This window comes from Fibrobacter sp. UWB16 (assembly GCF_900215325.1).
In the GTDB taxonomy this organism is placed as follows: Bacteria; Fibrobacterota; Fibrobacteria; order Fibrobacterales; family Fibrobacteraceae; genus Fibrobacter.
Genome location: NZ_OCMS01000002.1, coordinates 313,097 through 325,698, shown reverse-complemented (window position 1 = coordinate 325,698; position 12,602 = coordinate 313,097). Strand labels below are relative to the sequence as shown.

Annotated in this window: 12 protein-coding genes and 1 tRNA gene; 7 read left to right on the top strand and 6 right to left on the bottom strand. The window is 50.8% G+C overall.

What is annotated here, in order from left to right; genetic code table 11:
* The first annotated feature begins 55 nt into the window (after positions 1–55).
* Positions 56–853, top strand: a complete 798-nt coding sequence (locus tag CRN95_RS06825; protein WP_097020456.1) for a phosphatidylcholine/phosphatidylserine synthase — start codon at positions 56–58, stop codon at positions 851–853.
* Between the two features lie 98 nt (positions 854–951).
* Here CRN95_RS06825 and mpaA read toward each other — a convergent pair whose 3' ends face one another.
* The 3 genes from mpaA to ruvC form a co-directional block, all read right to left on the bottom strand.
* A complete protein-coding gene (gene mpaA / locus CRN95_RS06820) occupies positions 952–1,650 on the bottom strand; it encodes a murein tripeptide amidase MpaA (RefSeq protein WP_097020455.1) in 699 nt (232 codons plus the stop codon).
* Between the two features lie 107 nt (positions 1,651–1,757).
* Entirely contained in the window at positions 1,758–2,438 is a 681-nt protein-coding gene (locus CRN95_RS06815) for a M15 family metallopeptidase (RefSeq protein WP_097020454.1), read from the bottom strand.
* Positions 2,435–3,004, bottom strand: coding sequence for a crossover junction endodeoxyribonuclease RuvC (ruvC, locus tag CRN95_RS06810; RefSeq protein WP_097020453.1), 570 nt, complete (start codon positions 3,002–3,004; stop codon positions 2,435–2,437). The genes CRN95_RS06815 and ruvC overlap by 4 nt, the downstream gene beginning before the upstream one ends.
* A gap of 90 nt (positions 3,005–3,094) precedes the next feature.
* Between ruvC and CRN95_RS06805 the strand changes: the two genes are divergently transcribed.
* The 3 genes from CRN95_RS06805 to CRN95_RS06795 all read left to right on the top strand — a co-directional run bounded on the left by CRN95_RS06805 (position 3,095) and on the right by CRN95_RS06795 (position 8,123).
* Positions 3,095–4,978, top strand: a complete 1,884-nt coding sequence (locus CRN95_RS06805) for a CHC2 zinc finger domain-containing protein (protein ID WP_097020452.1) — start codon at positions 3,095–3,097, stop codon at positions 4,976–4,978.
* Positions 4,978–6,159, top strand: a complete 1,182-nt coding sequence (locus tag CRN95_RS06800) for a glycosyltransferase (RefSeq protein ID WP_097020451.1) — start codon at positions 4,978–4,980, stop codon at positions 6,157–6,159. Before CRN95_RS06805 ends, CRN95_RS06800 begins: the two co-directional genes overlap by 1 nt.
* Positions 6,160–6,260: 101 nt before the next feature.
* On the top strand, positions 6,261–8,123 hold the full coding sequence (locus CRN95_RS06795; protein WP_159462288.1) for an LTA synthase family protein: 1,863 nt from the start codon (positions 6,261–6,263) through the stop codon (positions 8,121–8,123).
* Between the two features lie 120 nt (positions 8,124–8,243).
* Here the strand turns inward: CRN95_RS06795 and CRN95_RS06790 are convergent.
* Both CRN95_RS06790 and CRN95_RS06785 read right to left on the bottom strand, forming a co-directional pair.
* Positions 8,244–8,317, bottom strand: a tRNA-Pro gene (locus CRN95_RS06790).
* Between the two features lie 117 nt (positions 8,318–8,434).
* Positions 8,435–9,169: a hypothetical protein gene (locus CRN95_RS06785; protein WP_145993971.1), complete on the bottom strand. Its 735-nt coding sequence runs from the start codon at positions 9,167–9,169 to the stop codon at positions 8,435–8,437.
* Positions 9,170–9,203: 34 nt separating this feature from the next.
* On the opposite strand from CRN95_RS06785, the gene CRN95_RS06780 reads away from it, so the two are divergent.
* The 3 genes from CRN95_RS06780 to CRN95_RS06770 are packed head-to-tail and all read left to right on the top strand — an operon-like array spanning position 9,204 to position 12,063.
* Positions 9,204–10,019 (top strand): HAD family hydrolase, encoded by an 816-nt coding sequence (locus CRN95_RS06780; protein ID WP_097020448.1) that lies wholly within the window; start codon positions 9,204–9,206, stop codon positions 10,017–10,019.
* A 41-nt stretch (positions 10,020–10,060) separates the two neighbouring features.
* Positions 10,061–11,182 (top strand): cysteine desulfurase family protein, encoded by a 1,122-nt coding sequence (locus CRN95_RS06775; RefSeq protein ID WP_097020447.1) that lies wholly within the window; start codon positions 10,061–10,063, stop codon positions 11,180–11,182.
* Positions 11,183–11,202: 20 nt separating this feature from the next.
* Entirely contained in the window at positions 11,203–12,063 is an 861-nt protein-coding gene (locus CRN95_RS06770) for an ATP-binding protein (RefSeq protein WP_073423897.1), read from the top strand.
* A gap of 14 nt (positions 12,064–12,077) precedes the next feature.
* Here the strand turns inward: CRN95_RS06770 and CRN95_RS06765 are convergent, their stop codons facing one another.
* The gene (locus CRN95_RS06765; protein WP_159462287.1) at positions 12,078–12,542 is read right to left on the bottom strand and encodes an AgmX/PglI C-terminal domain-containing protein; all 465 of its coding nucleotides are present in this window, start codon (positions 12,540–12,542) and stop codon (positions 12,078–12,080) included.
* Between the last annotated feature and the right edge of the window lie 60 nt (positions 12,543–12,602).

Sequence of the window (12,602 nt, the reverse complement as noted above, 5' to 3'; positions counted from 1 at the left end):
TTTCTTTTTCTCCGTAAAAAAATTATCTTTAGCAAACCAATTCAAGGAGTATATCGTGGGAAAATTACGTTTTGTTTTGCCTAATACTTTCACAAGCCTGAACTTTTTGCTCGGTGTATTTTCCATTTGCTGGACAACCGGAGCTTTTGGTTCGTTTAGTACGGCAGACCAAATCCGCATGGGTGCATACTTTGTAATGCTGAGCGCTCTTTTCGACAAGCTTGACGGCTTTGCCGCACGCCTCGTAAACGCCAGCTCCGAATTCGGCGCCCAGTTCGACAGCCTCGCCGACTTGGTTGCTTTCGGTCTCGCACCGGCATTCTGCTTTTTCTTCACCTACAAGATTTACGCACCGGAATGGTTCCAGAACCACGGGCTTCTGATGACGGTTGCACTTACCGTTTATGTGCTCTGCGCCGCTATGCGTCTCGCCAAGTATAATGCTTGCGATTCAGACACGTATCATCACCATTTCTCCGGCCTCCCCTCTACTTTCGCAGGCATGGTCAATGCAACACTCATCGTATTCCTCATGACCAAGGGCGTTTTCGCAGACTCGAGCACGTTCCTCTTCTGGCTCCCGATCATCGTGTTTGTCGCCACGGGTTTCTTGATGGTGAGCCCGCTGTTCCTCCCGAAGCTCCAGCCGCGCAAGAACAAGGCTTTCAACATTTTCCAGATTGTCCTGATTTTGCTCACCTACGTTGCCGGTCTCCTCTTCTACAACCCGAAGGTGCCGTTCATTCTTGAATACCTGCTCATTCTCGGAGCAAGCTATATGCTGATCGGTTTCGGTGTGGGTCTCGCCTATCGCAAGCAGATTATCGAAGAAGCTAAAGCAGCCAAAAAGTAGTGCCACGTCATCCTGAGCGAAGTGCGCAGCACGAAGTCGAAGGATCCAGTAAATTTTATGAGAAATGCCCGCCGCGAGCGGGCATTTCTTTTTGCGTTCTAGCGCAACGACATGCGTTCCAAGAATTCCGCAAACACACGGCCATAACGGTCGAACAAATGTTCAAGCGACATGCGCGGGAGTTCAAGCGTCACGCATTCGAGGCCGCGATCACCGCACCACGTTCCGAAGCTCCCCGGCGTCTTGTACCCAATGTCCGGCAGCCAAGGCAAATTGAACGTCTCCATCACGCCTTCGACAAGCGTTGTCTTTTGCGGTGCATCGACACAGCCCATCGGGGCGTGCATCGCAAGCACGCTCGCAGGCTTCAGTTTTTCAATTAACGCAACAAGCGCTTGCGTTTCCGGTTCGCTCCCCGCAAATGCTCCCGGCGATAAAAGCGTATCGCGTGTCGCTTCGAGAATCGAGCGCGAGCCGACCTTTTCCGTCGAAAAGTTCTGCGTCTTGAAATTGCGGTTCAAGTCCACGCCACCTGCGTTCCCGCGTGTTCCAAGAGAGACTCCGTCCGGATTGGCGCACAGAATAAATGCGATAGATTCAAAAGGCTCGTCAAAAGCACGGAGCACACGACTCAGGAGGAACGTTGTCTCCGGCTCTTCGCCGTGAATTCCCGCCATTACAAGCAACTTGCATTCGCTCTTGCACGGGTAGTACAACAGCGGAGCGCCCAGCACAGAGCGCCCATATTCAAGAGAAGGCAACTGGATAATACCGCGAGAATCTGGAGAAAAATTCATAGGACTAGAAGACTGTAAAGTTTAACTGGATACTTCGCCCTTTGGGCTCAGTATGACGTAGTGCATTTCTCAGTATGACGTAGCGGAATGCCGCCGCCATCTAAGTTTCAAATAAAGTAAGGATAAATGTAATCCTCCGCGAGCTTGGGCAAGCGGGCAAGCACAACACGTTTGCATTCCATATCCGAGCATTCATAAATGCTTCGCAGCGTGTCTAGTGAGAAATGTTCCAAGCGCTTACGCGATGTCGGCAAGTGCGCAATGTGCCAGCCTTCAGGCTTGATTTTCCCGCGCCCGGGAATAAACACACGGCTAAAGCCAAACGATGTATCAGCTTCCATCCGAGACGTCAAAAAAGCATGGAACTTCGCAAACATGCCACTGCACTCCGCGGGCGTAAGCTGCACCTCGTAGCCCTCCGGGCATGCAGCTCCATCGACCACGTCGATGTCCGTCCCCAAATGGTGACGGCTCGCCCCCGGCAATGCCGACCATGTGAGAATCGCATACATCAGCTCTTCTTCGTCTTTCGCGCGTTCCATCGGCTCGCCCTTTTCATTCAAAAGCTTGAGTTCGCCACGAGCCTTGCGGTTCCAAATCGAGAGTTGCTTTTCAAACGAGCGGTACGCCGATTCAATGCGCAGTTCAAAACCGTTCGCCTTGGCTTCGTTTGACAACGCGCACAAATCATCCACAATCTCGCGGTCTACAAAGTATCCTGGCTGGAATTCCACCAAGTCTGGCGTTCCAAGGCCGTAGGGCAACAAATCCTGAGACAAGTCCGTCATTGAATCGTCCCTCCCATTTTTTCAATCAAGTCTTTCCATTGCTGCACCGTCGTTTTCTTTTTGGGCTTCGACTTTTTACCCAAAAGCGACTGCGCCAACGGGGCTGGGTTCGCATGAGTCCATGCAATAGCAAGCGCATCCGAAGCATCGAGCGGGAGATCCCCGCCAGCGATTCCCAAATGTGCAAAAATCATGTTCGCCACATGTTCCTTCGAGGCAGCACCATTGCCCGTTACAGCCTGCTTTACAACTTTCGGCGGGTATTCCTCGTACGTCAATCCTCGACGGTGGCACGCCACAAGTATCGCCCCGCGGATATGCCCGAGCACCAAGGCACTTTTCACGTTCTTCGCAAAGAACACGCCTTCCATCGCAAGCGCATCCGGGTGGTAATGGTCCAGGCGCTTTTCGAGCTCCGTCACGATATGCACAAGCCTGTCTTCGAGATTTTTAGTCGCATTCGCATGGAACGTGCCATATTCCAGCACCTGAATCTGGTTGCCAGTCTTTTTCAAGAACGCATATCCGGTCGTAATCGAGCCCGGGTCAATACCAAGAATAACCATATTTCAAAAAATAGATAAAATTGCCTTTTTTTCAAAAAAAACGCATTTACGGGAGCGTACTTTATTAGATTTCTCTTATAGGAGGCCGCAATGCTGATTGATCAAGAACATGCAGAGTATATGAGAACTAAAGCTCATCCGAGGCAACTGGGAATTCCCCTGAGCCGTTGGGGGCGTAACCTTATCGCCTGCTGTCCGTTCCACGCTCCAGAAGAAACATCGCTGTTTTTCTACGATGCGCTAGGTTATTGGCGCTACCGCTGTCTCCAATGCGGAGCCGAAGGCGACCTGGTCGATTTTTTGATGAAGAGCCGCTTTAACGGCATGGATGAACAGAGTGCCCGTTCCGAAGCCTTTGAATTCCTCGGCGCACTCGACAAGGACCTCGCAAACAATCAGGATAGCGAACACCCGTGGGTCAAGGAAGTCGGTGGCGAAAAATCCAAAGTGCTCGAATGCTTTGTGCGTTACTGCCACTGGGCCGCCTGCAAGAGCCCATCTTCGGCAAAGTTTCTCGAAGCCCGCGGCTGGAGCATTGGCCAAGCCCAACTTTACGGTCTCGGCTACTACAGCGGCGACCCCGAACCGTTCATCAGCTACTGCATGCTCTCCGGCATCGAACGCCACCAGATCAGTTTTTACCTCGACAACCTCGAAGCATACCACGAACCGCGAATTACCATTCCGGCCCGCAATTCCAAGGGATTTATCCATTCCGTTTACGGTAGACTCATCGACGACAACGAAAAGAGCCATACCTACATCACGTATGCTTCAGGCCCGACCGTTATTCCGTTCAACATCCAGGCGGATAGCGAGAATCCCATTATCGTACAAGGTTTCTTTGATGCGCTCACGGCGGACCTCGCCGGCATCCCGGGCGTCGTTTCCACGATGTTCCAGGAACTGAACGTCAACCACCTGTACAAACTCAAGGCCTGCGGAGCCGAATCATTCACAGTCATTTTACGCCGCGAAGAAGACCGCCGCAATCAGGAACTCAAGATCCAGAAGTACTTGAAGCTCGCCGAACAGATGCACATGAGCCTCAAGTCCATTGTACTGCCGAAGGACGAAACTGTCGATACTTTTGTCCGCAAGAACGGCGCCGACCAGCTCATCGACCTCATTGCCAATACCGAAGTCGATACCATTCATTCGCACCGCCGCTCCATGCTGTTGCAGGACATCAAGGAAAACTTCGATACCGCGATGGCTTGTCCGCCAGACCAGAGCGTGGGCTACAAGCTCAGCACATTCCCCAAGCTCACCAAGGAAATCGACGGCGTTCAGTCGGGATGCTTCTTTGTATCGTCTCAGCCATTCGGCCTCAAGACGTTCTTGCTTTCGAGTTTCACACTCGACCTTATCGAGAGCAACCCGAACCTCAAGGTCATTTACGTGGCTTACGAAACGCCGCGCCGTCAAATCTTTGACCGCTTCGTTTCCATGCTCATCGGCGAATCGATTTTGAACGTCCGCAAACAGAATGCAGACAACCAAATCAACAAGAAAATTACAGACGCTACACGCGACCTAATGGCTTATGTTCGCAACAACCGTCTTGAAATTTGGGACGACATGCCTTCGCTTGACTTTAACGACTTGCTCAAGACGTTTAGCCAAGAACTCAAGGACCATCCGGACTTGATTCTCGTGATTGACGGTATCGACCACATGAAGATCACCGACCGCCCGGAACTCCCGGACATCCACGAGAAGCGTTCGTCCATCATGCTTGACTTGTACAAGGCGCTCGATATTCCGATATTCCTCGGTGGCGAACTCATTGATTCGAACATGGGACTTTTGGGACCGCGCGCATACCTCCGCGACTCTGACGCCATCTACTGGCTTACCGAAAAGGAAGGCGCCCTAAACCTCTCAGTGGATTCCAAGCGCATGGGCACAAGCCGCGTCTATGAAGACAAGATTTTGATTGACTCACAATCTAGCCGCATGAAAGAAGCTTAATGTTTACCATTGTCGATTTTAACAACTTCTGGAGTCCGTCAGGCGGCGGAGTCCGCCGTTATCATTTGCAAAAGATGGCGTTTTACGAACGTCAAAATGAAGTCCGTTCCGTCTTCGTGATGCCATCAGCAAGCACTTATACAGAAACGCGAAGCGACGGTTTGATTATCGAGCACGTGGAAGCATTCCGATTCCCCGGCAACTGGGAATACCGCTTTATGTGGAAGTCCAAACAAATTCGCCCGATTCTCGAGAAGTACAAACCGGACGTGATCGAAGTGGGCTCTCCCTACATTTTGCCCTCGGCCGTACGCCGCATTGCAAAAAAGGTTGTCCCCAAAGCCGCACTGTTCAGCTTTTGGCATGCAGACTTCCCCGTGACATACGTGGGCCGCCCCGTTGCCAAAAAATTCGGTGCAAACGCAGGCGTATTCACCCGAAAAATTGCATTCTGGTACGCGAAACAAGAATTCAAAGGTTACGATTGCGTACAAGCGTCATCGAAAGAAGCGATGGCTCGCCTCAAGAAAAACGGACTCCCCGACCCGCGTTGGATACCGCTCGGTTGCGACATCGACACGTTCTCGCCAAGCCGCCGCGACGAAGCGCTCGTCAACGAGCTCAAGGATGGCGACCCAAACCGCCTCACGATATTTTTCCCGCACAGGCATTGCAATGAAAAAGGCATTGACCTCGTTCTCGGCGCTTACGACATCTTGACGCAAAAGCTCGGGCACGAACCCGCCATTGTCTTTGCTGGCACTGGCCCAAGCCTCCCGCTCGTGCAAGAAGCAGCCGCAAAATACAAGCACGTCAGCTATATCGGCTTTGTGAATTCCATCGACGAGATGGCTCGCTATTACGCTAGCGTCGACATGGGACTTGCACTTTCTGGCTGGGAAACTTTTGGTCTTTCGATTCTGGAAAGCATGGCAAGCGGAAACGCACTCGTCGGAGCTGCCGCCGGAGCTGCATTCGAGCATGTCACGACCTCTGGCGCAGGCACGATTCTCAAAGAACGCACGCCCGAAGCCTTGGCAGAAGCCATTGTCGAGCTCTACCATTCCGACCTCACCGACAAGAAGATTAAAGCACGAAAGTACGCCGAAAAATTCAGCTGGAACGATTGTTTCAAGCGCCAGCTAGCTTTGTACAAAGAAATTTCTGGACTAAAAAAATGAAAGATTTTATACGGAAAATCGTCTCACGATTAGAACCTTCTAAAAACTTAATCTTTATTTCTCTTGCCTTCTGGGTTTCGCATATTGTTTTGCGAATTCTTTTGCTATTCCGTAACAACCCTTACGGATTCCCATTTGTTTCGAAACCGGACTGGTACATTTTCCATGCCGTTTGTATCGACTTTCTGTGGATTTGCAATGCACTTATCGTATTTGCGCTCATTTCGCTCATTTCCACCAAGGCTTCATTCAAATCCTTTATTAGCAAATTCTATGTCGCATTCCATTCCGTTGTTTTGCTATTTACGCTCCTAGATAACGAGGTCCAGCGATTCCTCGGAAGCCACCTCACGCTAGGACTTACAAATACATACAAAGACGTATCGTCCATTGCCATGTTCTATGACTACGTGGCAAATGACCTTTCCGTTCCCTATTTGCAGTTCTTTGTACTCGTCCTTATCCTGCCTTTGACATACTTTGTATTTAAGCTTTTCATGCGCAAGCGGACTTACGCTAATGCAAATGCACCTGTGACCAAAACAATTATTGCTATGGCGATTTTCTACGTAGCCTCGTACCTGTTCATCAACTTCATATGGACCGGTAACGGACGAATGAAAAAGCTACGACCGTTCGTTTCCAATGTGTATAACGAGCTCTTCAATGCAAGCCAGAACGCAAGCTTATCCGATGAGGATGCGGAAAAATACGGGAAGGCCTACCAAGCTTTATGGCAGAAAATCGAAGGTGATAGTCTTTGGGAATTTGTTAAGGCAAGTCCAGAATCCAAGATACCCTTCTACCGCATTCCGACTGAACAGCTCCGCCAAAATGAAACCTTGAAAGCCAAACGCGCTGAACAGCCAAACTTCATTTTCGTGTTCATGGAATCCCACCGCGGGCTCAACACGGGCTACATGAATCCGCAAATTCAGCCTTCGCCCACACCATTCCTCGATTCTCTCGCAGCGCACTCCAGAACATGGACCCGAATGCATGCCAGCAGCGTCCCCACAACTGGCGGCGTTCTTTCAACACTTATCGGTATTCCACACCACTCCAGACTGGCGCAGGCAACAGAACTCACACATGTCACCCTCCCGAGTTTTGCATCCATCATGACAGACTCCGGCTATGTGACACACTACTTCTCGGCTGCAGACCCAGCCTGGGATAATCTCGGTGTCTGGATGTCCAAATGGTACAACGGAGTCCATTACGACCGCAATCGCGAAGACGACTCCACCTTCTTTGACCATGCAGCAATTTACGTCAACGACACGCTCGCGAAAACAGGCAAGCCGTTCCTCGCCACGTTCGCAACGCGCTCTAACCATTATCCGTTTAACTTTGCCGCCGGCATGTCCGATGAAGACAAGCAAAAACCGCTCACCGAACGCATCAATATTACCATGCGCTACGCCGACAGGCAACTTGCACGCTTTATACGAACATTCGAAGATAAAGACTGGTACAAGAACACTTATTTGATTGTCATTGCAGACCACGGCTTCCCCCTCGGCGAAAACGGGGTTTCCACAATGAACGGCGGAGCCTACTCCAACGCCACCTGGATTCCGTTCCTCATACATGGCAAAGGCATTGACGCCTTTAGCGACACAACGACCGCAGCACAAATCGATGTCGCACCAACGATTTTGGAACTCGCCGGGATTGCAGCACCAAACATTTTCATGGGGCACAATCTTCTGAGGGGTTACGGAGAAGGCCTCTCCCTCGGGACCTACACCGGCTATGCCGACATCGGCTACAAGGGCAAGCGACTCATCGCCAAATATCCTATTACAGGAGAAATCCAGGGACTATTCGACGAAGGGGATACACACCAAAAAAACAATCTTGCCGAAAACAAAAGCGATGAAGCCATCAAGCTTGAGAATCTGAACCTGCTCGACACGCTCATCAAGATTTCGGATTACTCGCTCGAACACGGGCTATAATCCACGAAATGCCCGCGCACAAGGCGCGCGCAATTCAAACGGCAAATGTTTTGCAAGATGCGCACCCCAAGCCCGCAGACCTTAACGCAAAAAAGACTCGTCAATGACGAGTCTTTTTAGTCGGGATGACTGAATTCGAATCAGCGACCTCTTGAACCCCATTCAAGCGCTCTACCAGGCTGAGCTACATCCCGAGGTCTCTTACAAGAGTATGCCAAAGTTAGTTAAACCACGGTATTTTTTCAAGGCAAGCTCCCGAAAAAAGCATTAATTAGCCCATTCCGGCAGTTCCAGTCCTTTCTAGAATAGCGCTAGTCCTTCCAGTAACCAACAATCAGCACTTCGGGCGTTGCCTTCGGGAATTTTTTACTCTTGAAGCCCACAATCTTGCGGATGCTCTTCTGCTTGAGTTCCCAGCCCGTGCGCGTAAGCCCAGAAGTCGAAAGCGTGACCTTGATGCCAGGCACCTTGCCGCCTTCCTTGATCTTGCCCATGTCATCAACATTGAGCATCACGTTCTTAGTCTTGAGCTTAAATTCCTTCTGGGCATTTTCGTCAAGCGCCAAATCCGGGCGCGTCTTCTTGTCCGTTCCCCAGACGTAGAACGTCCATTCACGCTTTTCATTGGCGGCATAATAGCCCGTATCAAAAAGCTTTTCGCCAAAGAAAATCGGATTTTTCACATAACCGTCGAGCTGTGCTGCATACGACTTGCCCTGATTATCGACCATCACCACGACCGGGTTGATTTGGCCGTCCATGCCTGCAAAATCCATATCGAATTCAATCGTCACCGGAGCATTCGGCGCAATTTTCGTCGGATACTTGAAGTTCGACATGCCAATGCCCTGGCCCATCACAGTTTCAAGAACAATTTCTTTATTCGTAATATTGGCACCCTTGATGACGATATGGCGCACATCGCCCTGGTCCGCATAGCCAATCGGGTACGGGTCCGGCACAAAACGGATAATATCTTCAGCCATGACCGTCGCCGAAAAAGCGAGTGCCGTCGCAAAAACAGATTTAAAAATTTTAGACATCATGGTGTGAATATACAAAATTTCTAGCTTTGGCGCCATGACTCCACTCGACGAAATCAAGGCTCTCATCGCGCAAAAAGAACTGTTCATTTTCGACCTGGACGGCACGCTCTTCAATACTCTCGGCGATTTAGCGCCAGCCGTAAACTACGCGATGACGCAATTCGGCCTGCACACGCATTCAAACGACGACGTGCGCACATTCATCGGAAACGGTTCCATGAACTTGATCCGCCGAGCTGTCGCTGCCAATTTCATTCCCGTCGTAAGCACCCGCGACATGGCAAAAGTCGCCGAAACGCTCGCCCGCGAAAACTACAGTGAAGAGAAAATCAAGGAAATCCATAAAGTTTATTCGGAATACTACTGGGAACATTGCACCGAAAACACGGAACCGTACGAAGGCATTATAGAACTCGTGCAACGAATCGCCGATGAAAACCGTGATGGGGATTGCGCGACAAGTAATGGGAACCGCGCGGTCTTCAATCGTGACGAGAACCACGCCGGGACGAGATGCGCGGCGATGCTTACGAACAAGCCGGTCGCCCCCGCACAAAAGATTCTCAAAAAATTCGGTCTTGAAAATTCTTTCGCCACATACCTCTGCGGCGACACCACCCCCGAACGCAAGCCAAGCCCCGCCGGCATTAACGAGATTCTCCGCCAGACAGGAATCGCCCCCGAAAAAGCAATCATGATTGGAGATGACACGCCCGATGTTCTAGCCGCAAAGAACGCAGGCATTGACTGTATCACGCTTTTTGAAGGCTTCGGCAAAGCGGAAAACTTGCTCCCACTAGAGCCGCGTTACACTGCCGGCCACATCAAGGACTTTGCCGAGTTCATTTAACCGCAGAAGGCACCTCCCAATTTTCTATCTTTTTGATAGTTATGTCCTATTTCGACTACACGGCAAACACCCCGGCATGCGAAGAAGCCTTGCAACGATTCTGCGAAGTTGAACGCAGGTTTATCGGCAACGCCAATTCGAATCACGAAGCAGGGCATGCAGCAAAAGCTTTCCTCGCCCAAGTGACCGATTCCATCGCGAAACTTTTGGGCGTAAACCCCGACGAAATCATTTACACCTCGGGCGCAAGCGAAAGCAACAACACCGCCATCCGCGGCATCGTCCAGGCCAAGCGCCATGTGGGCAAGCACATCATCACGAACCCGCTGGAACATTCTTCGGTAAGCGCCACGCTCACGGCCCTGCAAGAAGCGGGCTACGAAATTGAGATGGTAAAGATCGGCACCGACGGGAAAATTGACCTGGAAGACTTGCGCGGCCTGCTACGCAAAGATACGGTGCTTGTGACGGTAAACGCGGTGGATAGCGAACTCGGGACCGTGCAGCCGCTAGAATCCATCAGCAAGATTGTCCACGAATTCCCGAACTGCAGCCTTCACGTGGATGCGACGCAGGCCATCGGGAAAACGCCCATAAACCTGAATTTGGCAGACACGGCAAGCATCGGCGCGCACAAGTTCTACGGACTTTCGGGCAGCGGGCTTTTGTACAAAAAAAGCGGAATCGCCATGGAGCCGCTCATTTACGGCGGTGCCAGTACCACCATTTACCGCAGCGGAACCCCGACGCTCGCGCTGGACGCATCCCTTGAAACAGCGCTGTCGCTTGCCATGGAACATTTCGAAGAGCGATTTGCCCGCGTCAAGGAACTGCGAACAATTTTGCAAGAAAAACTCTGCGGCTATCCGAAAGTCCGCATCAATTCGCCCGCAGACGCTGTTCCGCACATTTTGAACCTGAGTGTCGCGGGAGTCCGCGGAAGCGTTTTCCAAAAGGCACTTTCGGACAAAGGAATTTACGTGTCGGTCAAGTCCGCCTGCAGCGTGGATGCGCTCCCCTCCCGCGCCGTTTTTGCCGTCAGCCGCGACCGCAAAAATGCTTTGAACTCCTGGCGCATAAGCCTTTCGCACCTCACCACCGAAAAAGAAATCGACGAATTCATGGCCGCATTCGACAGCTGCTACAAGGAACTTTGCAAATAAACGCAAAAAAGGTAATGAAAATGGCAAGAGAACTTTCATTTGTCCAAAGCGTAGAACGGAGCATTTCGAAAACATACCGCGAAAGGCTCTGGACGCCGTTCATTACCGCCATAAAGAACTACAAGCTCATCGAAGAAGGCGACAAAATCGCCGTCTGCATCTCTGGCGGCAAGGATTCCATGCTCATGGCGAAGCTCATCCAGATGCTTCACCGCCACAGCGACGTGAAATTCGACGTGGAATACCTGGTGATGGACCCCGGTTACAACGAAATCAACCGTCAGAAAATCGAAAGCAACGCGAAGCTCCTTGAAATTCCCATCACCGTTTTCGAGACGAACATTTTCGACGTGGCAAACAACACCGAACGTTCCCCCTGCTACGTTTGCGCCAAGATGCGCCGCGGCCACCTCTACCACAAGGCAAAAGACCTAGGCTGCAACAAGATTGCGCTGGGTCACCACCTCTCCGACGTCATCGAGACCACCGTCATGGCGATGTTCTACGGCTCGCAACTGCAAGGCATGATGCCCAAGCTCCACAGCCTGAATTTCGGCGGCATGGAACTCATCCGCCCCATGTATTGCATCAACGAGCAGGACATCATCAACTGGAAAAATTACAACGGGCTGCAGTTTATCCAGTGCGCCTGCCGCTTTACCGAAAGCTGCACCGTCTGCGACAACGGCGGTGGCGGCAGCAAGCGCCAAGAAATCAAGGCGCTCATCAAACGCCTCAAACGCGAAAACCCGAACATCGAAAAGAGCATTTTCAACAGCCTGCACTCCGTCTGCATCGAGACTTTCCCCGGATTCAAGGCCGGCGGCGAGCTGCATTCGTTCTTGGAAGACTACGAAAATCGCGAACCGCAAAAAGGATAGAACATAGCGACAAGCTACTTGTTCTTTATTGAAGACGAATCATCAAACATCGATGGTTGCGGAAGCTCCCCGTAAAATGAAATCGGGAACGAGAATGTCGCCCCGTTTTTCGTTTTCGGGAATTTCCAATGGCTGACAGATTCCTTGACATCTTCATTAATAGCGCTAAAGGGGCTATTTTCGGCAATTGTAGTCGATTTAATTTGAACATTTTCAACTTCGCCGCTTGAAGCAATTTTCAAAGTCAAAACTACTCTTCCTTCAAATTCACTTCGCCTTACATTCTTATCGCAGATAAAGCGTAAACCATGAACTCGTTGGCGATAAACCTTTAAAAAAGTCTGAACATCAATATCACGACCTTCAATGACAACATGTTTTGCAGACAAAGGCTTAATACGGCATCTAGGGACCACCTTGCCATCACCCCCTTTGTGAACAACATCCGGAAGGACACCATAAAGAGCTACATTCTGCAAAAGACCGTCCAATCCCTTTGAAATCCGTTCCGAGAAAGTATCGATATTAACTTTAGGAAC